This is a genomic window from Streptomyces sp. NPDC002499, assembly GCF_053595415.1.
The window spans coordinates 165,604-189,606 of the sequence record NZ_JBSFXO010000017.1; the positions used below are offsets into that span (position 1 = coordinate 165,604).

Sequence of the window (24,003 nt, forward strand, 5' to 3'; positions counted from 1 at the left end):
CGATGGCAGTCATCACTCCTTCCGGGACACGAGAGAGCCCCGGCGCCCCGGACGCACCGAAGCGATCCGTACGAGCAGGCCGCTTCCGGGGCCGCGGCCGCCGATGGATCCCGTACGCCTTCCTCCTCCCCGCTCTGGCGCTCGAACTGCTCATCCACTTCGTGCCCATCGTGCTCGGCATCGCGATGAGCGGACTGCGGGTGACGCAGTATCAGATCAGTCACTGGTGGGAGGCGCCCTTCGCCGGTCTCGGGAACTTCAGGATCGTCCTGGACTTCGACGGGCCCACCGGCAAGTCCCTGGCCCAGTCCTTCTTCGTCACCCTCGGCTTCACGGCCGTGGTCCTGACCGGGACCTGGCTCGTCGGCATGGCGGCGGCGCTGGCGCTGCAACGCAGCTTCCGCGGGCGGGGGTTGCTGCGGACCCTGTTCCTCGTGCCGTACGCGCTGCCCGCGTACACCGCGGTCATCACCTGGCGTTTCATCTTCCAGCGCGACAACGGCATGCTCAACCACCTGCTCGGCCAGCTCGGGTTGATCGACTCCAACCCGTTCTGGCTGATCGGCCAGAACGCCTTCTGGGCCGAGTGCGTCGTCGCGATCTGGCGGATGTGGCCCTTCGCCTTCCTGATCCTGATGGCCGGCATGCAGGCGATCCCGGGCGAGGTCTACGAGGCGTCGAGTATCGACGGAGCGGGCCCGTGGCGGCAGTTGCAGATGATCACGCTGCCGCTGCTGTCCTCGGTCAACAAGGTGCTGGTCCTCGTGATGTTCCTGCACACCTTCAACGACTTCAGTACCCCGTTCGTCCTGTTCGGCGGCTCGGCCCCGCCGGCCGGAGACCTGATCTCCGTGCACATCTACCAAAGCTCGTTCGCCACCTGGAACTTCGGCCTCGGCTCGGCCATGAGCGTGCTGCTCCTGCTGTTCCTGACGCTGGTCAGCGCCTGCTACCTCGCCTTCACCCGGAGGACCGGCCATGAATCATGACACCCCGGGCTACCGGGTCTTCCGGTACGTCACGCTGACGCTGCTGTCGGTGTTCGTCCTGGCCCCGCTGTACGTGATGCTGGCCTCGTCGCTGAAGACACTCCCCGATGTCCAGGGCGAGTTCACCTGGATCCCGTCGTCGCCGACGATCCAGTCCTTCATCGACATCTGGCACACCGTGCCGCTGGCCCAGTACTTCGTCAACTCGCTGGTGGTGGCCGTGTCCGCCACGGTCCTTTCGGTGCTGGTGGCGGTCTTCGCCTCCTACGCGCTGAGTCGCTGGAAGTTCCCCGGCAGCGGCAGCTTCAAGTCGGCGGTGCTGGCCACCCAGATGTTCCCCGGCATCCTCTTCCTGCTGCCGCTGTACCTGCTGTTCGTCTACGCCGACCAGAACCTCGGCACCGACCTCGTGGGCACCCGCACCGGGCTCATCATCACGTACCTGACCTTCTCGCTGCCGTTCGCGGTGTGGATGCTGGTCGGATACTTCGACACCGTTCCGCGCGACCTCGACGAGGCGGCGAAGGTGGACGGCGCCGGACCGCTGCGCACCCTGCTCCAGATCATCGTGCCCGCCGCGACGCCGGGGATCGTCGCCGTGTGCATCTACGCCTTCATGACCGCCTGGGGCGAAGTGCTCTTCGCCTCGGTGCTCACCGACACCCAGACCCGCACCCTCGCCGTGGGTCTCCAGGCCTACTCCACCGAGGCGAACGTCTACTGGAACCAGGTCATGGCCGCCTCCCTGGTCGTGTCCCTCCCGGTGGTCGCCGGCTTCCTGCTGCTCCAGCGCTTCCTCATCACGGGCTTCACCGCCGGCGCGGTGAAGTGATGGTGAAGTGACCAACCGGCCCCGACAGATTGGAACTTGGCATGCCGGACATCGGCTTGCAGCTCTACACCTTGATGAACGTCCTGGAGGACCGTCCCGCCACGCTCGCCAGGATCGCCGGCCTCGGGGTGACGTCGGTGGAGCCCTTCCGCCTGGGCCGCACCGAGTTGACCCGTACCGCGCGCCTCGCCGAGGCACGCTCGCTGAAGGCCGACATCGACGCCGCCGGCCTCACGGTGTCCTCGACCCACGCCCGTCTGCCCGACGCTGAGGACCCCGGCTGGTTCTTCGAGGAGATGGCCGAGGCGGGCATACCCATCGCCGTCGCCTCCACCCCCGAGGCACTTCCCGGATTCACCCGCGACGCGCTCGTCTCGGCCGACGGGGTGCGCCGGTACGCCGACCGGTTCAATGCCCTGGCCAAGGCGGCGTCCGGCCACGGCCTGCGCGTCGGTTACCACAACCACTACTGGGAGTGGACCGTGCTCGACGACGGCCGCTACGGCTACGACGTGCTGTGGGACGCCCTCGATCCGTCGATCGTGGCGGAGGTCGACCTTTACTGGGCGCAGACGGCGGGCCAGGTTCCCGCCGAGGTGGTCGCCAGGCTAGGCGAGCGGGTCGAACTCGTCCACGTGAAGGACGGCCCGGCGGTCCGCGGCGAACCCCAAGTCGCCGCCGGGCAGGGCTCGGTGGCCCTGGCGGACGCGCTCGACGCGGGCCGCGACTCGATCCGGGTGCACATCATCGAGGCGGACGGGATCGCCGAGGGGGAGGACATCTTCGACCTGGTCGCGCAGAGTGTGACCTGGCTGAAGGAACGGCAGGAGGGCGGAAGGGCGTGAGTGTGGGTGTCGATGCAGCTGCGTCCCGGCGAGACCGAGGCGGGCGGCTGGCGGGTGGTGTCCCTGCTGGACGCCGTCCGGCACCTGCGCGATGCGTCAGCCGATGTCTCCGGACGTCCGCGGGTGATCGCGATCGACGGCCGGGGCGGCGCAGGCAAGACAACCCTGGCCGAGCGGCTGCGCAGGGCAGTGCCCGGCTCCGCCGTCGTGCACACCGACGACGTCGCTTGGAACCACGCCTGCTTCGACTGGGGCGCCGTGCTCGTCGAGAACATCCTGCGCCCCCTGCACCGGGGTGAACCGGTGGACTTCCGCCCTGAAGCCTGGACCACCCACGACCGGCCCGGATCGATCACCGTCCCCGCCGGCGCCGACGTCGTGTGGGTCGAGGGCACGGGCGTCATCCGCGAGGAACTCGCCCCTTGGACGGACGCCTCGGTGTGGATGCAGGGTGATCTCGAAGAGCAGCAGCGCTTGACGACCGCCCGGGACGGCGACTCCCCGGAGCAGGTGGAGCACGTGGCGAACTGGCTTCTGGAGGAACTGCCGTTCATGGCACGGGAACGGCCGTGGGCCCGAGCCACCATGATCGTCGCCGGCCCTCCGCGGATCGACCATGACCCGGACGCCGAGCTGGTCGTCGCCCTGCCGACCGGTCCTGGGGTGGCGGGACGTGCCGACGGCGGTCCGTCACGACCGTACTCATGAGGCGTCCGGCACGGCGCTGCTGCGGCAGGAGTGGTCAGCAGCGAGCCGTCGAGCCGGTACCGAGCAGTCCGTTGATCACGAGCGTCGCCAGTGTTTCCGCCGTGGTCGTGACCTGCTCCGGCGAGGTGGCTTCGGGTCGCCCCAGACGTCGGGCCAGCGGTACCTGCACCATTCCCGAGACGGGAGGGACGATGGCGAAGAACAGCACGTGCATCGGGATGGGTGCCATGCGTCCGGCGGCCACGAGCCGATCGATGATGGTCCCCATGGTCTGCAGGACCGAGGCGAGGTAGTTCTCGTACAGGTAGTTCAGCCGCTCGCTCTCCGCCGCGGTCTCGTTGAGGAAGAGCCGTGCGATCAGCGGCTCGTCCGCCGCGGCCCGGTAGAAGCCGATGATGATCTGTCGCAGCCGCTCGGCGTCGTCCAGCGAGGGATCCACCTGCGGCATGCCTGCCAGATGCGGTCCCACCGCGGCGTCCACCACCGCACGCCAGAACGCCGCCTTGGACCCGTACCTGTCGTTGATGAAGTTGTGGCTGACGCCCAGGCGGCGGGCGAGCTCGCGCGCGGAGGCATGGGTGTAGCCCAACTCCGCGAAGGCCTCGAGCCCGCGCGCCAGGATGCTCTCCTCCGCGGGCACCACGGGAGTGCCCGTACTACCAGGGCGCCCCGGCCGTCGTGCGGATACGGCTCGCGGTTCCACCACTGCCTCCCTTGCTCCTTGCCCGGCCCTGCGACGCAGGCTGCCTCCCGATCGGTCGGGAGCCACGATCACTTTACTTGACACCTGTCAGAACAGAACTAATCTGACAGGTGTCAGAGGCTGTCCTCCCGTACCCCTTCTCGCGGTTCGTTCGGCATGACATACGCCTGTCCCGGCACCCCGGGTGCGCCGAACGCCCCGTCCTCTTGTTCACGTCTTCTGGAGATCCGTCATGCCCGAACAGTCCGCCGGCGCGTCCGGCGCGGCCACCATGTCCACGCTCCCGCCCTCCGACGCGCCCCCGCTCCACCGCTGGTGGATCCTCGCCGTCGTCGGCATCGCCCAGCTCATGGTCGTCCTGGACGCGACCATCGTGAACATCGCGCTGCCCTCCGCGCAGCAGGACCTGGGCTTCACGGACGGTGACCGGCAGTGGGTCGTCACCGCCTACGCGCTCGCCTTCGGCAGCCTGCTCCTGCTCGGCGGCCGGATCGCCGACCTGTTCGGCCGCAAGCTGACCTTCCTCGTCGGTCTGGTCGGCTTCGCCGGCATGTCCGCCCTCGGCGGCGCCGCCGCCAACTTCGAGATGCTGATCGTCGCGCGGGCCGGGCAGGGCCTGTTCGGCGCGCTCCTCGCCCCGGCCGCGCTGTCCCTGCTGACCGTGACCTTCACCGACGCCAAGGAACGCGCCAAGGCCTTCGGCGTGTACGGCGCCATCGCCGGCGCCGGCGGCGCCATCGGCCTGCTCCTCGGCGGCGTGCTGACCGAGTACCTGACCTGGCGGTGGACCCTCTACGTCAACCTCGCCTTCGCCGCCCTCGCCTTCGTCGGCGGTGCGATCCTGCTCCAACGCACCAGCCGCGACAAGACCGCCAAGATCGACATCCCGGGCGCCCTGCTCGTCGGCAGCGGCCTGTTCTGCCTGGTCTACGGCTTCTCCAACGCCGAGAGCCACGACTGGAGCTCCCCGCAGACCTGGGGCTTCCTGGTCGCTGGAGCCGTCCTGCTGACCGCGTTCACCTGGTGGCAGACCAAGGCCGCGCACCCGCTGCTGCCCCTGCGCATCCTGCTGGACCGCAACCGCGGAGCCTCCTTCATCTCCATCCTGATCATCGGCGCCGGCATGTTCGGGGTCTTCCTCTTCCTCACCTACTACCTGCAACAGACCCTCGGCTACACGCCGGTGAAGACTGGCCTCGCCTTCCTGCCCATGGTCGCCGGACTGATGGTCGCCGCGACGGCCGCCACCACCGTCCTCGTTCCCCGCTTCGGCCCCAAGCCGGTCGTGCCGGTGGGCATGGGCGTGGCCGCCGCCGGCATGGTCTGGCTCACGGGTCTGGACCTCGACAGCTCCTACGCCACCCACATCATGCTTCCGCTGATCGTGGCCGGCTTCGGCTTCGGCCTGGTCATGGCCCCCGCCATGAGCCTGGCCGTCGACCGCGTACGCGCCGAGGACTCGGGCGTCGCCTCCGCCTCCGTCAACGCCATGCAGCAGGTCGGCGGCTCCCTCGGCACCGCCCTCCTCAACACCCTCTTCGCCAGCGCCGTCACCGACTACCTCGACGGCAGGAACCCCAAGGACCCCGCGGTCCTCGCGCAGGCAGGACTGGAGGGCTACTCCACCGCCTACTGGTGGTCGGCCGCCTTCTTCGCCGCCGGCCTCGTCATCAGCGCGATCCTCTATCGGCGGGGCGCACCGGCCACCGACCCGGACGCGGCGCCGGTGGTGCACATGTGAGGTCGCGGGCGCGGCCCGCTTCGGCAGGGCCGCCTCCCGGCGCACAGGACTCACGGGACTCGCGTCAGCGCGGTGAGTCGGGCAGCGCGACGAGCAACTGCTTGTCCGTCACCACGGCCAGCGACAGGGTGCGGTAGCCGACCGACTCGAACAGGATGGTGATCCTCCCGTCGCCCTCGCTCATGACCTCACCCCGGCCCCACTGGTCATGGCGCACGCGGACGCCCGGCAGGTAGGCGTGCTCGTCCACCGCGGGGCGCGCGTCGGTTCGGGACCGCCGGAGTCGCCGTACGGCATTCCTGGACCGCCCGCGCCGTGGACCGCTCGCGGGCTCGGCCACCGGGCTCGCGCAGTTGTCGCAGCCCCCGCACGGGACGGGGACGGAGTCGCCGAAGTAGCCGAGGAGGAACTGCCGCCGGCAGTCGGTCGTCTCGGCGAACCCGCGCATCATGTCGACGCGGGACTGTTCGAGCTTGCGGTGGGTGGCGTGCACGGCGAGGGCGCTGTGCACAGCGGCGTCGACGTCGTCGTCCGCGCGGGCGCCGTCGGCGCCGACCGTGCCGGTGAAGCGGCTGCCGTCCCGTCCGGTGCGGACGGCCCCGGCCTCCTCCAGCAGGTTCAGCACGGCGGACAGCGCCGTCGCGCTCAGTTCGCAGTCGGCCCGGAGCCGGGTCGCGGGCACGGTGCCCGCCTCGGCGCGCAGGCGCTCGGCGACGCGGCGCAGCGCGTCGGCGTCGGGAGCGCCGGCGGCGAAGAAGCGTTGCAGGCCCAGATCCTGCGAGCGGTAGGCGAGGATCGCCCTGGCCGGTGCCCCGTCGCGGCCGGCCCGGCCGATCTCCTGGTAGTAGGCGTCGAGCGAGCCGGGGACGGACGCGTGCAGCACGAACCGTACGTCCGCCTTGTCGATGCCCATCCCGAACGCCGAGGTCGCCACGACCACGTCGAGGTCACCGGAGCTGAACCGGTCCTGGGTCCGGCCGCGTTCGGCGGCGGAGAGGCCCGCGTGGTAGCTCGCGGCGGACAGCCCCAGGCCGCTCAACTGCTCGGCGTAACTGTCCGCCGCCTTCCGCGTCCCGGCGTACAGGATTCCCGGCTTCTCCTCGACGGCCGCCCGCTCCACGACGAACCGCTCCTTGGCGGCGGCGTCCTGAAAGGCCGTCACATCCAGGTGGATGTTGGGGCGGTCGAAGCCGGCCACTATCTCCACAGGGTCGTTCATACCGAGACGCTCCGCGATGTCCCGCCGTACCGGGGCCGCCGCGTTCGCGGTCAGGGCGAGCACCGGCGGGTTGCCGAGCCGTTGGCGTGCGTGGCGCAGCCGCAGATAGTCCGGCCGGAAGTCGTGCCCCCAGGACGACACGCAGTGTGCCTCGTCCACCACCAGCAGTCGGGGCCCGACGGCAGCGAGCCGGTCCGTGACGTCCGTCTTGGCGAGCTGCTCGGGAGCGAGGAAGACCACATCGACCGAGGAGGCGCTGATACGGGCCCAGGCCGTGTCGTTGTCGCTGCGGCGCTGCGCGGAGTTGATGGCGGCGGTGCGCAGCGCGCCGGACCCGAGCAGGCTCTGCATCTGGTCCCGCTGAAGCGCGATCAGCGGCGATACGACCACGACCGGACCGCCGAGCAACACGGCGGGCACCTGGTACACGGCGGACTTTCCCGCACCGGTCGGCATGACGGCGAGCACGTCACGCCCCTTCATCACGGCCTTCATCGCACTCAGTTGGGCCGGACGCAGCTGCTGCCAGCCGAAGACCCGACGGGCGACACCGCGCAGACGACGGGACGTGAGTGCGAACATCGTTCTCCTTGAGAGGTGGGCGACCAACCGCCGGGTGTCTGGCGGCTACCCCGGTTCGCCGGAATATCGCCTCACGCGATCAGGTCGCCCACATCAAGATCCCCACGGCGCGCTCGCCTCGCCGGGCGCGCGCAGGCCCGCCGCTCCCGGGGGAGTGAAGCGGCGGGCTCCCTTCGCGGGGAGACAGACCGTACGCCCCAACCTCGCGAAACGAAAGATGTCGGCCTCAATCGGGCACACGATCGCGTCCGCATTCGCATCCGTATCCGCACGCGCGGCGAACGCGCCACTGCCGGTCTCAGGGGTTGTCGGTCGGTTGTCTGTCGGCGTTCCAGCTGGCCAGGAGGCGGATCGCGTCGGCTTCGGGGGTGCCGGGCCGTGGGGTGTAGACACTGAGGATCTGGCTGGAGGCGGCGTCGATGCGAAGGGTCTCGTACGGCAGCGTGACCTCGCCGATGAGCGGGTGCCGGAAGGTCTTCGCGCCGGCTCGGGCGGTGCGTACGTCGTTGGTCGCCCAGCGCGTACGGAATTCCGTGCTGCGGGTGGCGAGTTCGCCGATCAGCGCGGTCAGGTCGGGGTCGTCCGGGTGGCGGCCGGCCTCGATGCGCAGAATCGCCACGGTGTCGGCGGTGATCAGGTCCCACTCGGGGAACAGGTCCCGGGCCCTGGGCTCGTCGAGGAACAGGAAGCGGGCGCTGTTCGTCCGTCCGGGCAGGTCGAACACGGGCGCCAGGAGTGCGCGCCCCAGCGCGTTGGCGGCGAGGATGTCGAACCGGCCGTTGAAGACCACCGCGGGCAGGTGGTCCATGGAGTCCAGCAGCACCCGGATGCCTGGGGTGACCAGGTCTTTCGCCGCGCTGCGGCGTCGCTTGCGGGCCTCGGGGGTGAGGGCGGCGAGCAGCCGGCCGAGGTGAGCGCGTTCGTCGTCGTCCAGCCGCAGGACGCCGGCGACCGCGTCGACGACACCGGCGGACGGCCCGGTCGCCTGGCCGCGTTCGAGCCGTACGTAGTACTCGGGGCTGACCCCGGCGAGCAACGCGACCTCCTCCCTGCGCAGGCCCTTCACCCGACGGCGGGTGCCCTGCGGAGGAAGACCGGCGTCGGCCGGGGTGACCCGGGCGCGGCGGGTGGTGAGGAACTCGCGGACCGCCGCCCGTGCGGCCTCCTTCTCGTCCATGGGATCAAGGGTAGGCCTGGTCCGCGTGCCGGAAGGGGTCCCTGTGAGTACCCCTTTTCGCAGTGCCTGTCGGGGTGCGGCGAACGGATGTTGGCTGGATGCCGGCGAGATCGAGATCCACATCGACATCGACACCGAGGTCGAGATCGACATCGTCATTTCGGCACTTCGACCTTCCTTCCCGCGCGCTTCGACGCTCTCGACGAGAAACGAGTCCTCTGATGCAGCACGCCATGCTGGGGAGCCTGCGGGTTTCCCGGATCGGCCTGGGCGCCATGTCCATGGCCGGCACCCTTCTCTCCGGCGGCGGCCTGGACGACGCCGAATCCGTCCGCGCCGTCCATCGCGCGCTCGACCTCGGCGTCACCCACATGGACACCGCCGAGAGCTACGGCCCGTACCACATCGAGGAGGTCGTCGGTCAGGCGTTGGAGGGGCGGCGCGACCAGGTCGTCCTCGCCACGAAGTTCGGCATCCTGTCCCATGCCGGGGACGGAACCGACCTGTTCGACAGCAGTCCGGCCAACATCCGTACCGCCGTCGAGGGTTCCCTCAGGCGTCTGCGCACCGACCGGATCGACCTCTACTACCAGCACCGGGTCGACCAGAAGACGCCCATCGAGGACACCATCGGCACCGTCGCCGAGTTGGTCGCCGAGGGCAAGGTCCTGCACATCGGCCTGTCCGAGGCCTCGCCGGACACGATTCGCCGCGCCCACGCCGTGCACCCGATCGCCGCGTTGCAGACCGAGTACTCCCTGTGGACCCGCGACGTCGAGACCGAACTGCTGGCCCTGCTACGAGAGTTGGGCATCGGCCTCGTCCCCTACGCACCGCTCGGGCACGGGTTCCTGACCGGCGAGATCCGCACCCCGGAGGAGATCCCCGAGGGCGACTGGCGCAAGACGAACCCGCGCTTCATCGGCGAGGCCTTCCGTCAGAACCTGCAACTCGTGGCGGAAGTACGGAACATCGCGACCGAGGTCGGTGCCACCCCGGCCCAGATCGCGCTGGCCTGGCTGGTGGCCCAGGGCACGGACATCGCCCCGATTCCCGGCAGCCGACGAGTGGTTCGCGTCGAGGAGAACACCGCCGCCGACGAAGTCGTCCTGACCGTCGGCCAGTTGAAGCGGCTCGACACTCTCACGCCGGCCACCGGCGCCCGGCACGACGACTTCAACGAATCCACGATCGACCGCTGAACCAGTTTCACCGACCCAACTTCACTGCCCCGGAGGAGAAACACCATGTCCGAAGCCACATCACAGACCGAGCAGAGCCGCGCGGTCGTCGAAGCCATGTTCGACGCAGGGAAGAAGGGAGACGTCGAGCGCGTCGTCTCCTATCTGTCGGACGACGTCCAGATCATCGAGCCGCTGTTTCTGCCCTTCGGGAAGACGTACCACGGCAAGGACGGATTCTTCGCCCTCGCCGAGATCCTGCCGAAGTACCTCGACCTCTCCGCGATCACGGTGCACTACACCATCGCCGACGGCGACCGCGTCGCGGCCTGCGTCGGCATCCCGGACGCTGCGACCGGAGAACTGACCCGCTTCATCGAGCAGTTCACCGTCAAGGACGGGAAGATCGTCGAGAACCGGCTGTTCTACCACGACGCCGCAAGCCTGGTCGCCAAGCCCAAGCCCAAGCCCAAGGCCGAGGCCGAGTAGCGCGCGAGGCAGCCGCTCACGCCTGGCCCGCCCGGGGCACCGGCATGAGCGGCTGCCTCACTGTCAGTTGACCTCGTTGAGCTTCCCGGTCGCGACGTCGAAGACGAAGCCCCGGATGCGGTCCTTGTGCACGACGAAGGGGTCTGCCTTGATGCGCGCGATCGACTGGCGGACGTCCGTGTCGAGATCGCCGAAGGCCTCCGCCGCCCAGGACGGACGGATACCGGTGTCCTCCTCGACCGTGGCCTTGAAGCCGTCGTCGGTGAAGGTGAGCATCCCGCAGTCGGTGTGGTGGATGAGGATGATCTCCTCGGTGCCCAGCAGACGTTGGCTGATCGCGAGCGAACGGATCTCGTCCTGGGTGACCACGCCGCCCGCGTTGCGGATGACGTGCGCCTCGCCGTCGTTCAGGCCGAGGATCGCGTACACGTTCAGCCGGGCGTCCATGCAGGCCACCACGGCGAGCTGCTTCGAAGGGGGCAGGGGGAGCGGGCCGGCGAAGGTCTCGGCGTAGCGGGCGTTGTTGGCCAGCAGTTCATCGGTCACGGACATGGTGGACCTCTGTTCTCGAGCGTTCTGAAGGGAGTTGCGCGGGCGGCGGGAACGGCGCGCGGCAACAGAACACGTCGAAGACGTAGACACGACGCGAGGGCCAGAAGCCCGTCAGCGTGGTGGCGAAGGTCGGCACGCGACCAGTGAACCTTCCGCCACCGAGAGCTGGCAAGGAAACGTGTGTTCGGGGGCAGGCCGGAGGTGGGTCGGCAGCAGGGCCGATCGTTTCACCTTCGTGAACATCGGGCCCGCGATGGCGCGGCCGGAGGTTCCGCGGATCAGGATCGACAGCATGACAGTCATCACCGACGCGGCGGCCGGCCTCCGGATCACCCCGCTCGGACCCAGCTTCGGCGCCGAGGTGCACGGAGTCGACCTCGGCCGCCTCGGAGACGAACAGGTCGCGGCGGTCCGGGCCGCGCTCGTGGCGTACAAGGTGCTGTTCCTGCCCGGCCAGGACATCGACGACCACGCGCAGATCGACTTCGGCCGGCGGCTGGGCGAGGTCACGGCGGGTCACCCGGTGCACGACTCCGGTGACGTGCCCGACGAGGTGTACTCCCTGGACAGCCAGGACAACGGGTTCGCGGACGTGTGGCACACCGACGTGACGTTCATGCGGCGTCCGCCCGCGATCTCCGTCCTGCGGGCCGTGGTGCTGCCGCCGCACGGCGGGGACACGTCGTGGGCCGACAGCCAACTCGCCTACGAGTCGCTGTCGCCGGGGATTCGCGCGCTGATCGATCCGCTCACCGCCGTGCACGACGGCAGCCGCGAGTTCGGGTACTACCTGGCGCGCGACCGCGAGGGGCGCGGCAACGTCTGGGAGGGCGAGGTGGTCACGCAACTCGTCCCCGTGGAGCATCCGGTGGTCCGCGTGCACCCCGAGAGCGGGCGCAAGGGTCTGTTCGTCAACCCGGGCTTCACCTCGCACATCGTCGGTGTCTCGGAGCACGAGAGCCGCGGGATCCTCGACATCCTCTACGCCCACCTGATCAAGCCGGAACACACGGTCCGCCACCGCTGGCAGCCGGGCGACGTCGCCCTGTGGGACAACCGCGCCACCTCGCACTACGCCAACCGCGACTACGGCGACCAGCATCGCGTCATGCACCGGATCACCCTGCGCGGAGACGTACCTGTCGGACCGGGGGCCGGCCGGCCGGCGCCATCTCCGTGACGGCGGGGAACACGACATAGAGCCGAGCCGTCGCTCGAGGCGGTCAACTCGGCCGCGGGGACGGCGAGTTCACCTCTCGCCGACCCCAGGTGCCACCGGCTCCGTGCGGAGTCCGTCGACCGTCGCCGCGACCTGCTGCTGGAAGGATTCCGGCAGGGCGGCTCCCGTGACGGCACCGACCAGGGCGTCGGCGACATGGTGGAGTTTGGTGTTCGTGTTCTGGGAGAGCGTGACCAGGACCTTCCAGGCGTCCTCGGCGCTGAGGCCGAACGACGCCATCAGCACACCGCGGGCGAGGTCGATCACGGGCCGGGTCTGCATGGCCCGTCGGAGCTGGACGAGTTCGATGCGCAGGTCCTGGTCCGCTTCGCCGAGTGGGATCCCCGCCGACTCGGCGGACGCTCCCGACGCCGTACGACCCTCCTCGTCTCCCTTGTCGCCGTCATCCAGGACGCTGAAGAGAGAGCGCGTGCCCGTGATCGAGAGAAGTCGGTGCACGATTGCGCCGGCGACCTGGATCGTGACGGTCCGGCCCTCTTCGAGAGCGCGCCGGCGGATGCTCAGGAGCGTGTTGAGGCCGGAGCAGTCGCAGAACTCGACGCCGCTCAGATCGAGGTCGATGCCCCGGACGGACCGGCCGAGGGCTTCCCGCAGAGCGTCCTGGAAGGCCTGCTCGGTATGGATGTCGAGCACCCCGGACACGACCACGAGCGTCCAGTCGCCCGCGGGGTGCGTCTCGATCCCCACGCTTGAAGATGCACGTTCAGGCATGGCAGCCGCTCCAGAGAGGTCCGCGCGTGTTCACCACCCCAAGATTTGCTCCGGCAGCAGGGATACGTCAAGAGATACAGGAAATCTGGTTCGTCCTTTTGAATACGTGAATCAAACGCCTTAGGCTGTGGACATGTCTGGAGTACCGGAATCACATACCGGTTGGACGTTTCTCACCAACCACGCCCGCGTGCTGGCCGCGATCGCCGAGGATCCCACCACGCGCATCCGCGACATCGCGGCACACTGCCGGCTCACTGAGCGCGCCGTCCAGAAGATCGTTTCCGATCTGGAGGAGGGCGGCTATCTCACCCACACGCGCCAGGGCCGCTCCAACGCCTATCGGATCGAGGAGGGGACCAACCTGCGCCACCCCGCCGAGGCGGGGCTGACGGTGGCCGAGCTGCTCTCCCTGCTCGCTCAGCACGACGCCGCCAACGACGAGGGACGGCAGAGCCGACGAGAACTGCAGGACGCGGCGGGCCCACCGGGGCGGACGGCCGAGTCGGACCTCTGAGGCCGGCGGCGAGCCGGGCCTCTCACGCCCACCGCGAGACCGGCACCCGACGGCACCGGCCCCGCCGGGACACGTACGGCTCAGACGCTGACCGGATCGGACCTGTTCGCCCGGGTACGAAGGCTCCGCGGCTCGAACGAGCCGAAGACCGCCGAGACGCGGTAGAAGATGCTGAACAGCCCGAAGACGGTGGCCGGCGACACCGGCCCGCTCCGTCGTCGACCCCCGCGGCATCACCGAACTCTCCCTCGCCCTGCACGCGTTGAGGCAGACGCCGAGGCCCTCGCCGCCGAAGTCGACCGACTCCACCGAGACGCCGGACAGTTGACCGCGTCGGGCGAGGGGTCGGTTCAGCCTTCGGGAGAGGGGCGGGCTCAGTCGCCGTACGCCCGCAGGTGTTCGAGCAGCAGCCGGTTCAGCGCCTCGGGCGCCTCCTCGGGGATCCAGTGGCTGATGCCCGGGAGGGTCTCGAAGCGGTACGGCCCGCCGACCCACTTCCCGCTCTCCTGCGCCGCCGCGGGCCCGAACGCGATGTCCTCCGGGCTCCAGACGTACAGCGTGGGTACGTCGATGACGCCGATCGCGGTCTCGGGGCGGCCGGACCGGTACCAGTTCAGGGCCGCGGTGAGAGCGCCCGGCTCGGACAGGTGCCGCACGTACGCGTCGACACTGTCCTGCGGAATCCGGTCGGCGTAGAGGCTCCGCAGCTGCCGTGCGTCGTCGGCGAGCATCCGGTCCTCGGTCGCGGGCGTCTCGCGCCAGTCGCGCATGTAGGTGGACCGCGCGCGCTGGTCCTCGTCCGTACGCATGGCCTCGGCGAGGGCACCGGGGTGCGGGGTCGAGACGACCGTCAGGGTACGGAGGCGGTCGGGATGGGCATCAGCCGTCCACCAGGCCACCGCGCCGCCCCAGTCGTGGCCGACCAGGTCGAACGTCGGCCAGCCCAACTCCTCCGTGATCGCGACGACATCGTCGACCAGGGCGCCGATGCCGTACTCCTCGGGCCGCTCGGGCCGGACCCCGGGGGAGTAGCCACGCTGGTCCGGCGCCACCACGCGGTAGCCGTCCGCCGCCAACGCCTCGATCTGGCGCCGCCAAGCCCGTCCCGTCTCGGGAGAACCGTGCAGCAGCAGGACCGGGCGGCCCTCGGGCGGCCCCGCCACGAGGGCGTCGAACACGCCCGCGCGGGTGGGAATGCTCAGCTCGGGCACGATCCGCTCCTTCATACCGACTGGTCGGTCACCTTGGACACCAGCCTTCAGTTCGCCCGGCCGGATTGTCAAGACGGACGGTCAAGCCCGGTCACGCAGCCCCAGCGCCTCCCGTCCCGCGTACCGGGCCTGCGTCCCCAACTCCTCCTCGATCCGCACGAGTTGGTTGTACTTGGCCGTCCGGTCGGAGCGGGAGAGCGAACCCGTCTTGATCTGCCCGCACCCGGTGGCCACCGCGAGGTCGGCGATCGTGGTGTCCTCGGTCTCGCCGGAGCGGTGGGACATGACGACGGTGTAGCCGGCGCGGTGGGCGGTGGCGACGGTGGCCAGGGTCTCGGTGAGGGTGCCGATCTGGTTGACCTTCACCAGTACCGAGTTGGCGATGCCGTCCCGGATCCCGGCGCGCAGGAGCGTCTCGTTGGTGCAGAAGACGTCGTCGCCGGTGAGCTGGCAGCGGTCGCCGAGCCGTGCGGTCAGCGCGCGCCAGCCGTCGTGGTCGTCCTCGGCCATCGGGTCCTCGATGGAGGCGACGGGGTAGCGGTCGACCAACTCGGCCAGGTAGTCGGCGTGTTGGGCGGGTGTACGCCGGACGCCCTCGCCCGCGTAGTCGTAGACGCCGTCGCGGAAGAACTCCGAGGTGGCCGGGTCCATCACGAGCGTAATGTCCGTGCCGGGCTTGTAGCCGGTCTGCTCGACGGCGCGTACGACGAAGTCGAGGGCTTCGTCCGCGGTGCGCAGGTCGGGCGCGAAACCGCCCTCGTCGCCGACGTTGACGCTGTGGCCGGCGGCGAGCAGGTTGCCGCGCAGGGTGTGGAAGACCTCGGAGCCCATCCGGACGGCCTCGGCGAAGGTGGCCGCGCCGATGGGGGCGATCATGAACTCCTGGAAGTCCAGCGGATTGTCGGCGTGGGCACCGCCGTTGACGATGTTCATCATCGGCACCGGCAGGACGCGGGCGTCGACCCCGCCGACATAGCGGTACAGCGGCAGCCGGTGAGCGGCCGCGGCGGCCTTGGCGGTGGCCAGGGAGACCCCGAGCAGGGCGTTCGCGCCGAGCCGCGCCTTGGTGTCCGTGCCGTCCAGTTCGGTCATGACGCGGTCCACGGTGGCCTGGTCCTCGGCGTCGAGGCCGGTCACGGCGTCCGCGATGCTCTCGTTCACGGCGTCGACGGCGCGCCGAACTCCCTTGCCGTGGAACCTGGTCGGGTCGCCGTCCCGCAGCTCCACCGCTTCCCTGGCCCCGGTGGAGGCGCCCGACGGCACGGCCGCGCGGCCGAGCGAGCCGTCCTTGAGCTCCACGTCCACCTCGACGGTCGGGTTGCCCCGGCTGTCGATGATCTCGCGTGCGACGACCCGGCTGATGGTGGTCACGATGCAACTCCTCACGCTGGGCCCGCGTCTCGGACATCGGCGGGCGGTAAGTTCCATCTGGAAACAAAGTGAGTCCCGAAAAGGAACCTACTATGGGCGCATGAGGATGCACAACGCCGACGAGAACTGCGGCATCGCGCAGGCCGCCATGGTCCTGGGGGACTGGTGGAACGTTCTGGTGCTGCGGGAGGTCGCCCGCGGCCATGTCCGCTTCGACGCGCTGGCGGCCGAGATCGGCCTGTCCCGCAAGGTCCTCACCGAGCGCCTCGGCCGCCTCGTCGCCCACGGAGTCCTGCACCGCAGCCTCTATCAGCGGCGCCCGGTGCGCTACGAGTACCTGCTGACGGACGCCGGATCCGCACTGCTGCCGCTGCTCGTCGCCATGCAGGACTGGGGCGACCGATGGGTGCTGGGCGACGGGAGCGTCACCGCGACCGCGACGGAGGACGGCGCCGAACATGCCCGGGTGCACGCCCTGGCCGGCACCCGTCTGCCCGACGGCCTGGAACTTCCCGGCCCGCAGGGCGCCCAACTGCCCGTCGTCTCGCCGAACTCCGCCGCGACTGTGCTGTTCACCTACCCGGGAACGGGAGTCGACTGGGGCGAGCCGCCGATCCCCGGCGCCGCCGGCTGCACGCTGGAGAACCGTCTGTTCCGGGACGCCTGGCCCGACTTCCGCCGGGCGGGCGTGGACGTGCGCGGCATCAGCACGCAACTCCCGCACGAACAGGCGGAGTTCGCGCGCATCGAGGAGGTCCCGTACCCCCTCCTGTCCGACGCTCACCACCACCTGGCCGCGGCCCTGCGGCTGCCGACCTTCCGCGGCGCGGGCCGGCTGCGGCACAAGCGCCTCATCCTGGTCGTCGACGCCGAACGGGCCGTGCGGCACGCGCTGTTCCCGGTCGTCGACATCCCGCACGCGGTCACCGAGAGCCTGACACTGGCCGCGCGGGTCCAGGCCGAGTCCGGGACCGGTCGCGCGTGAGCGGCAGTTGGTGATCCGCGCGTTCGCGGCCCGCTTCCCGTAACGCCGGGGCGAAGCGTTCGAGGTGGAACTGCCGGGGCAGCCAGCCCGCCGCGGTCGCCTGTTCGGTCACGTGCGTCAAGAAGCCGTCCGGCCCGCAGATGTATCCGGCCCGCAGATGTATACGAGCGCGGTCGGAACGGGGGTGCGAAGGTCAGTGGGCAGCCCGGCCCGGACGCTGTCCCCGGTCTCGCCGAAGTGGACCACCGCCCGGTCGGCGAAGTCGGCCACCGCCACCCGCTCCAGCAGGGGTGCGTCCCGCTCGTTCGCGGCGTAGTGGTGCAAGACGAAGTCGCCCCCGCCGGCCGCGAGTTCCTCCGCCATCGACAGCAGCGGTGCGATGCCGATCCCGCCCGCCACGAGCACGTGCCGTTCGGCCGTGATGAGCGGGAAGTGGTTGCGCGGCGCGGAGATCCACAGCCGTTGGCCGACCCTGATGTCGCGGTGTACGGCGGTGGAGCCGCCCCGGCCGGCGTCGTCCCGACGCACGCAGATCAGGTAACGGCCCCGCTCGTGGGTGGAGTTGAGGAGCGAGTACTGGCGGACGAGAGCCGGTCCGATGTGGACGTCGACGTGCGCGCCCGCATCGAAGGCGGGGAGCGGCGAGGCCGGGTCGGCGGGACGCAGCTCGTAGATTCGGCTGCTGCCGGAGCGGGAGGCGGGCGAGACCGCGTCGGGCGCCGCTCCTACCCTGGTCTGGACGTGCCACCAGAGCCACCGTCGTCGAGGGAGACGCACATGCTCAGCAAGCTGGAAGCCGCCGAAGCCGTCCGTCAGGCCAAGGTGAAGACCGGGGTCACGTGGGCCCAACTGGCCGAAGCCGTCGGCAAGCCGCTCGCCTGGACCACGGCGGCCCTGCTCGGCCAGCACCCGATGGGCAAGGACGAGGCGGCCACGGCGGCGGCCCTGCTCGAACTCGGCGACGACGCCGCGCTCGCCTTCCAACTCCAGCCGACGCGGGGCGCGTTGGACGCGGCCGTCCCCGTGGACCCCACGATCTACCGCCTCTACGAGGTCATCCAGGTCTACGGCCCGACCATCAAGGAACTCATCCACGAGCAGTGCGGCGACGGCATCATGAGCGCGATCAACTTCCGGCTCGACGTCCGACGGGTCCCCGACCCCGCGGGTGACCGGGTCGTCGTCACTCTCGACGGGAAGTACCTGCCGTATCAGTGGTAGGGGTGGCGGTCGGTCGCCCGGCACCGTGACGGTTCAGCGCAGAACCGTCTCCCATGTGTCGACCGCGTAATGCACGCCCATGCCATGGCGCGCGTACAACTCGGGCGCGCCCGTGGCATTGGACGTGTCCACCCCGAGCCCCACCGTGTCCCTGCCCCGGGCCGCGAACGTCGCGAAGGCGTGGCGCAGGAGGAAGCCGCCGAGGCCACGCCCGCGGGCCTCGCGCAGGATGCCGATGCTGCGGATCCAGCCCATGGCCTCGCGGTCGTCGCGGGCCAGCAGGAAACCGGCGTCTCCCAGGTCGTCGGTGGCGACGATCCAGACGAGGGCCCAGTCGAGCGCCTCGGCGTCGATGTCGGACAGCCACTGGCCGTGATCGCGGGGCTGGAAGTCGAAGTGCTCGGCGAAGGTGGCCTGGTAGAGCTCATACACCCGCAGCCGGTCGGCTTCGGTCGTGCACGGCCGTACCCGCACTCCGGCCGGCACCTCCGGAGCAGGGTCGCGCGCGGGGTCAACGCCCTTGCGCAGTACGTGATATCGGCGCACGACCTGCCAACCCCGCGCCCGGATCAGGTCGGTGTCGAGCGTAGGGGCCACGTTCAGGTGCAGATGGACCACGGCCCGCTCGGCCCCGTTCTCCTGCGCCTTCTCCAGCGCTCTGGCCTCCATCGCCTCCAGGACGCGGACGCCGACCTGCTGGTGCTCGGGCAGCACGTAGTGGTCCACGTCGACCCGCTCACCGCCCGACTCGTCCCACAGCAGCCCGTACGCCACCAGCCGGTCCCCCTCGAAGGCCAGCCAGGAGTCACGCGCGAGGTCGGTCCCGGGGGCCTTCAGGTCCGCCTCGACCGTGTGCAGGTCGGTCTCGGGCCTGCCGATCTCGATCCGGTCGATCTCGTTGAGGAGTTCGGTGACGGCGGGCGCGTCGGAGAGTTCGGCGGAGCGCTGGAGGGAGGACATGCTGCTCAGGGTCCGGGGGAGGGGAGACCGTCGCAACAGGTTTTCGGCTGACCGAATGTCCTCTGGTCGGCGACCACCCCGGCGGGTACACAGTGGCTCACGACGACCAGCGGAGAGGTCATGCTGCGAGTGCACTTCACCACCGAGGACGTCGCGCGTGTCCGCGTCGCCGCCGCGCCCGACCCGCTGTGGGAGATCACCAACAGCTTCCAGGCCCTGCTCGTCCGGGACTCGTCGTTGGCGTTCGGCGAGTGGCGGCGGCTGGTGGCGCCCCGACTGCCCGCTGGCGGCGGCCAGTTGACCGGACTGCTGCCGCCGCGCGGCTACTCGCCCGACTTCCTCACCCCCGACCTGCGCGGCCACTACGACCTGAGGAGCGCGGTCGACACCGTGCTCGGCACCCCGCGCACCGTCCTGCGCGACGACCTCGTCACCCTCGCCGAGTCCAGGGACCGGTCCCGGCCGCTGCCGACCGGTATCCGCGAGCTCGCCGACGGCACCCCCTCGGCCCTGCGCCGGCTGGGCTCGACCCTGCACGGCTACCACCGGCACGCGCTCGACCCCTTCTGGCCGCAGATCCGCGGACAGGTCGACGCCGACCGTGCCCTGCGCGCCCGGGCGGTGCTGGCGGGCGGCACCGAGGGGCTGCTGCGAAGTTTCGGGCCGCTGCTGCGCTGGGAGCCGCCGGTGCTCGTGGCCGACTACCCGGTCGACCGCGAACTGCACCTGGACGGACGGGGTTTGCTGCTTCAGCCGTCCTTCTTCTGCCACCGCAGACCGGTCACGCTCGCCTCCCCCGACATGACCCCGATCCTCGTCTACCCGATCCAGCACACCCTCGGCTGGACCCGGCACCGCGCCCGCCTCGGCACGGGACCGCCCGCCGAGCTGGGCGCGCTGATCGGCCGTACCCGGGCCGCCGTACTGGAGGACGTCGTCACCGGCCGCACCACCGGCGAACTCGCCGAGCGGTTCGGCATCACCGGAGCGGCGGCGAGCTACCACACCGCCGTCCTGCGCCGGGCCGGACTGCTGCTGAGCGTGCGGCACGGCAAGCACGTGGTGCACAGCATCACCCCCGCCGGACAGGCGCTGTTGGAGGGCCCGTCGGAGACTCCGTTCGACGTTTAAGGCACGCCTTCACTGTGTGGCGGCTGTGCAGTCCCTGAGGACAGCATGGATGCGTACGGATCGGAGCACCAACACCACGCACGGCAGGGGGACTTCACATGGCACTGCGCCGACTCACATCCCTTCTGGCCTCGACCGTCATGGTCGCGGCCGTCACCGTCGGCCTGACCGGCACCGCACAGGCGTCCGCGAGCGCCGGCTGTGTGCCCAGGAGCGGCGGCAAGGTCAACTGCAACGTCTGGAAGACGGCCAGCACCTGGTGGTGCACCACCACCGACCCGACCGACAGCTGCGACGGAAACCCGGCCGGCATCCTGCGCGCGGGCACCAACTACTTCTACTGCGAGATCTGGGCCACCGAGTTCAGGTACGGCAACTACTACAACCACTACTGGGCCCTGACCGACGACGACAGCGGCAACAAGCTCGTCTGGCTCCCTGTCGTCTGGATCAGCGGCGGCAACAACGACGGGCCCATCCCGGGTCTTCCGACCTGCTAGCAGAGCCCGACTCCAGCCGCCTGACCGGCGCGAGGTCAGCCGGCGGGACGCACCGGGTGCTTGCTCATGATCGACACGCGGTTGAAGGCGTTCATGGTGATCGCCACCCAGATCACCGCGGAGATCTCGTCGTCGGTGAGGGCCGCGCGGGCGGTGGCGTAGGCCGCCTCCTGCGCGGTGGCGTCGGCGACGCGGGTGGTGGCCTCGGCGAGGGCGAGCGCCGCGCGCTCCCGCGCGGTGAACAGGTCGGCGTCGCGCCAGGCGGCCAGCACGCCCAGACGCTGGGTGCTGTCACCCGCCCGCAGCGCGGCCCGGGTGTGCACGTCGAGGCAGTAGGCGCAGCCGTTGAGCTGGGAGACCCGGAGGTTGACCAGCTCGACGAGCCTGCGGTCCAAGCCCGCCTCGGCGGCGACCGCACGCGTCGCCTCGGCCGTCTCGACCAGGGCGTGGTAGGCCTTCGGGCTCTGCTTGTCGACGAAGATCCGCCCCGCGGGACCCGCTGCCATGTCGCTCAACCTGGGCTCCTTCGAAGACGCGGTTCCGTGCACACGGTTCCTTGTCATGAAATCACCCCGTGTCCATCACCGGTCACGGCGGTCCCCGTAGCGCCCCTCCAGGGCCGCGAGATAGCCGCGCAGCATCACCTTGGCCTCCTCCAGCAGCTCCGCGTCCCCCTCCGGGTGCTGCCGGAAGGCCTCCTGCGCGAGGGCGTCGGCGGTCAGCACCGCCGCGTGGCAGGCGCGGGCGAGCGAGTCGTCGTCCCGGGCGACCCCGAGCGCGACCAGGACCCGGCCGATGCCGTCCGCCATACGGAGCTTGTGCTCACGGTCCGCGGCCCGCGTCCGCTCGGTCAGGCCGCTGCCGAACCACAGCGCCCGGAAGCCGTGTTCGGTGCGGTAGAGCCCGGCGTACGCGTCCACCAGCACCCCGACCGGATCCTCCCAGCGCTGCTCCGCGGCCCCCTGGACGAACCCCTCCATGAGGGCCTCCAGCTTGCCGAAGTAGCCGCTCGCCAGGGCGTCGATGATCGCGTCCCGGTCCGGCAGGTACTGGTAGAGCGAGCCGATCGACACCTTCGCCTCGGCGGCGACCCGCGTGGTGGTCAGCGCCTCGACCCCTTCGTCGACCAGCAGCCGCTCGGCCGCCTCCAGCACCCGCGCCAACCGGGCTTTGCTGCGCGCCTGTTGGGGCATACGACGCAGGGGAGCGGACCCCACGGACTCCGCGGCCGGCTCGCCCACGCACTACCTCCGAATGTGAACGTGACTTTGTTTCACGTTTAGGTTACGGTCCCGCACATGACCGACTCAAGCGCGGTGCTGGGTCAGGAGCGGGCCGCCGTGGCGGACTCCTGCCGTCGGCTCGGGGCCGCGGGCCTGCTCATCGGTACGGCCGGGAACGTCAGCGTACGCGTGGAGGGGCTCGTCGCGATCACCGCGACCGGAGCGGTCCTCGCCGAACTGACCCCGGACCAGGTCACGGTGGTCGACCTCGACGGGAAGATCGTCGCCGGCACCCTGGAGCCGACCTCCGAACTCGACCTGCACCTCGGCGTGTACCGGCGCTACGGCACCGGCGCGGTCGTCCACACCCACGCTCCGATGGCCACCGCCCTCTCCTGCGTGCTGGACGAACTGCCCTGCATCCACTACCAGTTGCTCTCGGTGGGCGGCACGGTCCGGGTCGCGCCCTACGCCACCTTCGGCACCCCCGAACTCGCCGAGTCGGTCATCACCGCCCTGGACGGCCGCAGCGCCGCGCTGATGGCCAACCACGGCGCGCTCACCCACGCGCAGACCCTCGAAAAGGCCGTCGAGCACGCCCTGTTGGTGGAGTGGGCGTGCGGTGTCTACCAGCACGCCGCCGCGCTCGGGCCGCCGCGCGTCCTCGACGAACAGCAGCAACTCGCGGTCATCGAGGCCGCGATCGCCCGCAACTACGGCACCACTCACCCCGTACCACCCGCGCAGGAGGGAACCCCATGAACGTCGTCACGATGGGCGTGCACGTACTGGACGTGCTGGTACGGCCGGTTGAGGCCATACCCGAGGGACAGGGCGCCACCCTGGTCGACGACATCCGGATGACCGCCGCCGGGACGGCCGCCGGCACCGCGCTCACCCTGGCCAAGCTCGGCGCCTCGGTACGCACCGCGGGCGCCATCGGCACCGACCCGACCGGCGACCTGCTCGTCCAGCTCCTCGACCGCGCGGGCATCGACACCGGCCTCCTCGTCCGCCGCACCGACACCTCCACCTCGGCCACCGTCCTGCCGATCCGCCCCAACGGCGACCGCCCCTCCCTCCACCTGCTGGGCGCCAACATCACCTACGGCCTCGACGACGTGCCCTGGGACGCGGTCGCCGAAGCCACCCATCTGCACCTGGGCGGACCGGAGTTGATCGGCGCAGAGGTCGCCGCGCGCATCCTCGCGCACGCCAAGGAGCACGACGTGGTCACCTCCGTCGACCTCCTCGCCCCCGGCGAACTCGGCACCTTCGACCAGATCGAGCCGCTGCTCCCGCACGTCGACTTCCTGCTCCCCAACGACGACCAGGTCCTCGGCTTCAGCGAGGAGACGGACCTCCTGACCGGCGCGCGCAAGCTCCTCGCCGCCGGCGCCGGGCTCGTCGCGGTCACCCGCGGCGCCGACGGCGCTCTCCTGGTCACCGCCGAGGACACCGAGACGGTCCCCGCCTACGCGATCGACGTCGTCGACACCACCGGCTGCGGCGACGCCTTCTCGGCCGGCTTCCTGCGCGCCGTGAGCCTGGGGCGCACGCCCCGCGAGGCCGCCGTACTCGGCAGCGCCTCCGCCGCACTGGTGGCACAGGGCCTCGGCAGCGACCACGGGGACTTCGACCTGGCCGCCGCCGACGAGTTCGCGGCGACGCACAAGACACGCTGACGCGCTGTCGGTGGGGGCGTCATCGCCCGTTCCGGGCGAGATGCCCGTTCCGGTGGTGACGCCCACGGCACCGGCGTACGGTCGAACAGTGGACGGAACCGTTCACTGATCCGACTCCCCGCAGGGCTCGGAGCCTGGGACAGGCCCTGACCCCCGGGAGGGCGACGCACATGAGCAACAGCGCACAGCCAACCTCTTCGTCGCAGGCCACCGCCAAGGACACCGGCGGT

General features: G+C 70.4%; 27 protein-coding genes. 15 read left to right on the forward strand and 12 right to left on the reverse strand.

What is annotated here, in order from left to right:
• Positions 1 to 2 precede the first annotated feature (2 nt).
• From ACWD5F_RS41065 to ACWD5F_RS41080, 4 genes are read left to right on the forward strand one after another with little or no spacing between them, the layout of a single operon-like run.
• Entirely contained in the window at positions 3 to 989 is a 987-nt protein-coding gene (locus ACWD5F_RS41065) for a carbohydrate ABC transporter permease (RefSeq protein ID WP_451261308.1), read from the forward strand.
• Positions 979 to 1,821: a carbohydrate ABC transporter permease gene (locus ACWD5F_RS41070; protein ID WP_451261309.1), complete on the forward strand. Its 843-nt coding sequence runs from the start codon at positions 979 to 981 to the stop codon at positions 1,819 to 1,821. The genes ACWD5F_RS41065 and ACWD5F_RS41070 overlap by 11 nt, the downstream gene beginning before the upstream one ends.
• 41 nt (positions 1,822 to 1,862) lie before the next feature.
• On the forward strand, positions 1,863 to 2,666 hold the full coding sequence (locus ACWD5F_RS41075; protein ID WP_451261310.1) for a sugar phosphate isomerase/epimerase family protein: 804 nt from the start codon (positions 1,863 to 1,865) through the stop codon (positions 2,664 to 2,666).
• 12 nt (positions 2,667 to 2,678) lie between these two features.
• Positions 2,679 to 3,374, forward strand: coding sequence for a uridine kinase family protein (locus tag ACWD5F_RS41080; RefSeq protein WP_451261311.1), 696 nt, complete (start codon positions 2,679 to 2,681; stop codon positions 3,372 to 3,374).
• Positions 3,375 to 3,408: 34 nt separating this feature from the next.
• Here ACWD5F_RS41080 and ACWD5F_RS41085 read toward each other — a convergent pair whose 3' ends face one another.
• A complete protein-coding gene (locus ACWD5F_RS41085; protein WP_451261312.1) occupies positions 3,409 to 4,014 on the reverse strand; it encodes a TetR/AcrR family transcriptional regulator in 606 nt (201 codons plus the stop codon).
• A 295-nt stretch (positions 4,015 to 4,309) separates the two neighbouring features.
• Between ACWD5F_RS41085 and ACWD5F_RS41090 the strand changes: the two genes are divergently transcribed.
• Positions 4,310 to 5,818: an MFS transporter gene (locus tag ACWD5F_RS41090; RefSeq protein ID WP_451261313.1), complete on the forward strand. Its 1,509-nt coding sequence runs from the start codon at positions 4,310 to 4,312 to the stop codon at positions 5,816 to 5,818.
• Positions 5,819 to 5,882: 64 nt separating this feature from the next.
• Here the strand turns inward: ACWD5F_RS41090 and ACWD5F_RS41095 are convergent, their stop codons facing one another.
• The gene (locus ACWD5F_RS41095) at positions 5,883 to 7,619 is read right to left on the reverse strand and encodes a RecQ family ATP-dependent DNA helicase (protein WP_451261314.1); all 1,737 of its coding nucleotides are present in this window, start codon (positions 7,617 to 7,619) and stop codon (positions 5,883 to 5,885) included.
• A gap of 298 nt (positions 7,620 to 7,917) precedes the next feature.
• Positions 7,918 to 8,796 (reverse strand): helix-turn-helix domain-containing protein, encoded by an 879-nt coding sequence (locus tag ACWD5F_RS41100; RefSeq protein WP_451261315.1) that lies wholly within the window; start codon positions 8,794 to 8,796, stop codon positions 7,918 to 7,920.
• 221 nt (positions 8,797 to 9,017) lie between these two features.
• Here ACWD5F_RS41100 and ACWD5F_RS41105 point away from each other — a divergent pair, with 221 nt between their 5' ends.
• Together ACWD5F_RS41105 and ACWD5F_RS41110 are read left to right on the forward strand one after the other, a co-directional pair.
• Positions 9,018 to 9,998 (forward strand): aldo/keto reductase, encoded by a 981-nt coding sequence (locus ACWD5F_RS41105; RefSeq protein ID WP_451261316.1) that lies wholly within the window; start codon positions 9,018 to 9,020, stop codon positions 9,996 to 9,998.
• A 45-nt stretch (positions 9,999 to 10,043) separates the two neighbouring features.
• Positions 10,044 to 10,466, forward strand: a complete 423-nt coding sequence (locus ACWD5F_RS41110) for a nuclear transport factor 2 family protein (protein WP_451261317.1) — start codon at positions 10,044 to 10,046, stop codon at positions 10,464 to 10,466.
• 63 nt (positions 10,467 to 10,529) lie between these two features.
• Here the strand turns inward: ACWD5F_RS41110 and ACWD5F_RS41115 are convergent, their stop codons facing one another.
• Positions 10,530 to 11,018 carry a beta-class carbonic anhydrase gene (locus ACWD5F_RS41115; RefSeq protein WP_451261318.1) on the reverse strand — a complete coding sequence of 163 codons (489 nt, stop codon included), beginning with the start codon at positions 11,016 to 11,018 and terminating at the stop codon, positions 10,530 to 10,532.
• A 292-nt stretch (positions 11,019 to 11,310) separates the two neighbouring features.
• Here ACWD5F_RS41115 and ACWD5F_RS41120 point away from each other — a divergent pair, with 292 nt between their 5' ends.
• The gene (locus tag ACWD5F_RS41120; protein ID WP_451261319.1) at positions 11,311 to 12,198 is read left to right on the forward strand and encodes a TauD/TfdA dioxygenase family protein; all 888 of its coding nucleotides are present in this window, start codon (positions 11,311 to 11,313) and stop codon (positions 12,196 to 12,198) included.
• A 69-nt stretch (positions 12,199 to 12,267) separates the two neighbouring features.
• Here the strand turns inward: ACWD5F_RS41120 and ACWD5F_RS41125 are convergent, their stop codons facing one another.
• Positions 12,268 to 12,969 (reverse strand): anti-sigma factor antagonist, encoded by a 702-nt coding sequence (locus ACWD5F_RS41125; protein WP_451261320.1) that lies wholly within the window; start codon positions 12,967 to 12,969, stop codon positions 12,268 to 12,270.
• Positions 12,970 to 13,102: 133 nt separating this feature from the next.
• On the opposite strand from ACWD5F_RS41125, the gene ACWD5F_RS41130 reads away from it, so the two are divergent.
• On the forward strand, positions 13,103 to 13,486 hold the full coding sequence (locus ACWD5F_RS41130; protein WP_451261321.1) for a helix-turn-helix transcriptional regulator: 384 nt from the start codon (positions 13,103 to 13,105) through the stop codon (positions 13,484 to 13,486).
• Positions 13,487 to 13,566: 80 nt separating this feature from the next.
• Here ACWD5F_RS41130 and ACWD5F_RS41135 read toward each other — a convergent pair whose 3' ends face one another.
• The 3 genes from ACWD5F_RS41135 to eno all read right to left on the reverse strand — a co-directional run bounded on the left by ACWD5F_RS41135 (position 13,567) and on the right by eno (position 16,068).
• Positions 13,567 to 13,689: a hypothetical protein gene (locus ACWD5F_RS41135; RefSeq protein ID WP_451261322.1), complete on the reverse strand. Its 123-nt coding sequence runs from the start codon at positions 13,687 to 13,689 to the stop codon at positions 13,567 to 13,569.
• 171 nt (positions 13,690 to 13,860) lie between these two features.
• Positions 13,861 to 14,697, reverse strand: coding sequence for an alpha/beta fold hydrolase (locus ACWD5F_RS41140; protein ID WP_451261323.1), 837 nt, complete (start codon positions 14,695 to 14,697; stop codon positions 13,861 to 13,863).
• Between the two features lie 81 nt (positions 14,698 to 14,778).
• Complete coding sequence (gene eno / locus ACWD5F_RS41145; protein ID WP_451261324.1) at positions 14,779 to 16,068, reverse strand: phosphopyruvate hydratase; 1,290 nt, start codon at positions 16,066 to 16,068, stop codon at positions 14,779 to 14,781.
• 100 nt (positions 16,069 to 16,168) lie between these two features.
• Here eno and ACWD5F_RS41150 point away from each other — a divergent pair, with 100 nt between their 5' ends.
• Positions 16,169 to 17,053, forward strand: a complete 885-nt coding sequence (locus ACWD5F_RS41150; protein ID WP_451261325.1) for a winged helix-turn-helix transcriptional regulator — start codon at positions 16,169 to 16,171, stop codon at positions 17,051 to 17,053.
• A 117-nt stretch (positions 17,054 to 17,170) separates the two neighbouring features.
• Here the strand turns inward: ACWD5F_RS41150 and ACWD5F_RS41155 are convergent, their stop codons facing one another.
• Positions 17,171 to 17,830 carry a ferredoxin reductase gene (locus tag ACWD5F_RS41155; RefSeq protein WP_451261326.1) on the reverse strand — a complete coding sequence of 220 codons (660 nt, stop codon included), beginning with the start codon at positions 17,828 to 17,830 and terminating at the stop codon, positions 17,171 to 17,173.
• Here ACWD5F_RS41155 and cynS point away from each other — a divergent pair, their 5' ends adjacent.
• Complete coding sequence (gene cynS, locus ACWD5F_RS41160) at positions 17,831 to 18,274, forward strand: cyanase (protein WP_451261327.1); 444 nt, start codon at positions 17,831 to 17,833, stop codon at positions 18,272 to 18,274.
• A 33-nt stretch (positions 18,275 to 18,307) separates the two neighbouring features.
• On the opposite strand, the gene ACWD5F_RS41165 is transcribed toward cynS, so the two are convergent.
• Positions 18,308 to 19,234, reverse strand: a complete 927-nt coding sequence (locus tag ACWD5F_RS41165; protein ID WP_451261328.1) for a GNAT family N-acetyltransferase — start codon at positions 19,232 to 19,234, stop codon at positions 18,308 to 18,310.
• Between the two features lie 120 nt (positions 19,235 to 19,354).
• On the opposite strand from ACWD5F_RS41165, the gene ACWD5F_RS41170 reads away from it, so the two are divergent.
• Both ACWD5F_RS41170 and ACWD5F_RS41175 read left to right on the forward strand, forming a co-directional pair.
• Positions 19,355 to 20,365, forward strand: coding sequence for an ArsR/SmtB family transcription factor (locus tag ACWD5F_RS41170; protein ID WP_451261329.1), 1,011 nt, complete (start codon positions 19,355 to 19,357; stop codon positions 20,363 to 20,365).
• Between the two features lie 98 nt (positions 20,366 to 20,463).
• Entirely contained in the window at positions 20,464 to 20,865 is a 402-nt protein-coding gene (locus tag ACWD5F_RS41175) for a hypothetical protein (RefSeq protein ID WP_451261330.1), read from the forward strand.
• A 35-nt stretch (positions 20,866 to 20,900) separates the two neighbouring features.
• On the opposite strand, the gene ACWD5F_RS41180 is transcribed toward ACWD5F_RS41175, so the two are convergent.
• Together ACWD5F_RS41180 and ACWD5F_RS41185 are read right to left on the reverse strand one after the other, a co-directional pair.
• Entirely contained in the window at positions 20,901 to 21,371 is a 471-nt protein-coding gene (locus ACWD5F_RS41180; protein ID WP_451261409.1) for a carboxymuconolactone decarboxylase family protein, read from the reverse strand.
• Between the two features lie 75 nt (positions 21,372 to 21,446).
• A complete protein-coding gene (locus ACWD5F_RS41185; RefSeq protein WP_401726335.1) occupies positions 21,447 to 22,058 on the reverse strand; it encodes a TetR family transcriptional regulator in 612 nt (203 codons plus the stop codon).
• A 105-nt stretch (positions 22,059 to 22,163) separates the two neighbouring features.
• On the opposite strand from ACWD5F_RS41185, the gene ACWD5F_RS41190 reads away from it, so the two are divergent.
• Both ACWD5F_RS41190 and ACWD5F_RS41195 read left to right on the forward strand, forming a co-directional pair.
• Positions 22,164 to 22,850 (forward strand): class II aldolase/adducin family protein, encoded by a 687-nt coding sequence (locus ACWD5F_RS41190; protein ID WP_451261331.1) that lies wholly within the window; start codon positions 22,164 to 22,166, stop codon positions 22,848 to 22,850.
• Positions 22,847 to 23,773 carry a carbohydrate kinase family protein gene (locus ACWD5F_RS41195; protein WP_451261332.1) on the forward strand — a complete coding sequence of 309 codons (927 nt, stop codon included), beginning with the start codon at positions 22,847 to 22,849 and terminating at the stop codon, positions 23,771 to 23,773. The genes ACWD5F_RS41190 and ACWD5F_RS41195 overlap by 4 nt, the downstream gene beginning before the upstream one ends.
• The last annotated feature ends 230 nt before the right edge of the window (positions 23,774 to 24,003 follow it).

Excerpts from the sequence above, each read along its gene's own strand:
- ACWD5F_RS41065 (WP_451261308.1), top strand. The coding sequence starts at position 3 with ATGGCAGTCATCACTCCTTCCGGGACACGAGAGAGCCCCGGCGCCCCG.
- ACWD5F_RS41070 (WP_451261309.1), top strand. The coding sequence starts at position 979 with ATGAATCATGACACCCCGGGCTACCGGGTCTTCCGGTACGTCACGCTG.
- ACWD5F_RS41075 (WP_451261310.1), top strand. The coding sequence starts at position 1,863 with ATGCCGGACATCGGCTTGCAGCTCTACACCTTGATGAACGTCCTGGAG.
- ACWD5F_RS41080 (WP_451261311.1), top strand. The coding sequence starts at position 2,679 with ATGCAGCTGCGTCCCGGCGAGACCGAGGCGGGCGGCTGGCGGGTGGTG.
- ACWD5F_RS41090 (WP_451261313.1), top strand. The coding sequence starts at position 4,310 with ATGCCCGAACAGTCCGCCGGCGCGTCCGGCGCGGCCACCATGTCCACG.
- ACWD5F_RS41095 (WP_451261314.1), bottom strand. The coding sequence starts at position 7,619 with ATGTTCGCACTCACGTCCCGTCGTCTGCGCGGTGTCGCCCGTCGGGTC.
- ACWD5F_RS41100 (WP_451261315.1), bottom strand. The coding sequence starts at position 8,796 with ATGGACGAGAAGGAGGCCGCACGGGCGGCGGTCCGCGAGTTCCTCACC.
- ACWD5F_RS41105 (WP_451261316.1), top strand. The coding sequence starts at position 9,018 with ATGCAGCACGCCATGCTGGGGAGCCTGCGGGTTTCCCGGATCGGCCTG.
- ACWD5F_RS41110 (WP_451261317.1), top strand. The coding sequence starts at position 10,044 with ATGTCCGAAGCCACATCACAGACCGAGCAGAGCCGCGCGGTCGTCGAA.
- ACWD5F_RS41115 (WP_451261318.1), bottom strand. The coding sequence starts at position 11,018 with ATGTCCGTGACCGATGAACTGCTGGCCAACAACGCCCGCTACGCCGAG.
- ACWD5F_RS41120 (WP_451261319.1), top strand. The coding sequence starts at position 11,311 with ATGACAGTCATCACCGACGCGGCGGCCGGCCTCCGGATCACCCCGCTC.
- ACWD5F_RS41125 (WP_451261320.1), bottom strand. The coding sequence starts at position 12,969 with ATGCCTGAACGTGCATCTTCAAGCGTGGGGATCGAGACGCACCCCGCG.
- ACWD5F_RS41130 (WP_451261321.1), top strand. The coding sequence starts at position 13,103 with ATGTCTGGAGTACCGGAATCACATACCGGTTGGACGTTTCTCACCAAC.
- ACWD5F_RS41150 (WP_451261325.1), top strand. The coding sequence starts at position 16,169 with ATGAGGATGCACAACGCCGACGAGAACTGCGGCATCGCGCAGGCCGCC.
- cynS (WP_451261327.1), top strand. The coding sequence starts at position 17,831 with ATGCTCAGCAAGCTGGAAGCCGCCGAAGCCGTCCGTCAGGCCAAGGTG.
- ACWD5F_RS41165 (WP_451261328.1), bottom strand. The coding sequence starts at position 19,234 with ATGTCCTCCCTCCAGCGCTCCGCCGAACTCTCCGACGCGCCCGCCGTC.
- ACWD5F_RS41170 (WP_451261329.1), top strand. The coding sequence starts at position 19,355 with ATGCTGCGAGTGCACTTCACCACCGAGGACGTCGCGCGTGTCCGCGTC.
- ACWD5F_RS41175 (WP_451261330.1), top strand. The coding sequence starts at position 20,464 with ATGGCACTGCGCCGACTCACATCCCTTCTGGCCTCGACCGTCATGGTC.
- ACWD5F_RS41180 (WP_451261409.1), bottom strand. The coding sequence starts at position 21,371 with ATGGCAGCGGGTCCCGCGGGGCGGATCTTCGTCGACAAGCAGAGCCCG.
- ACWD5F_RS41185 (WP_401726335.1), bottom strand. The coding sequence starts at position 22,058 with ATGCCCCAACAGGCGCGCAGCAAAGCCCGGTTGGCGCGGGTGCTGGAG.
- ACWD5F_RS41190 (WP_451261331.1), top strand. The coding sequence starts at position 22,164 with ATGACCGACTCAAGCGCGGTGCTGGGTCAGGAGCGGGCCGCCGTGGCG.
- ACWD5F_RS41195 (WP_451261332.1), top strand. The coding sequence starts at position 22,847 with ATGAACGTCGTCACGATGGGCGTGCACGTACTGGACGTGCTGGTACGG.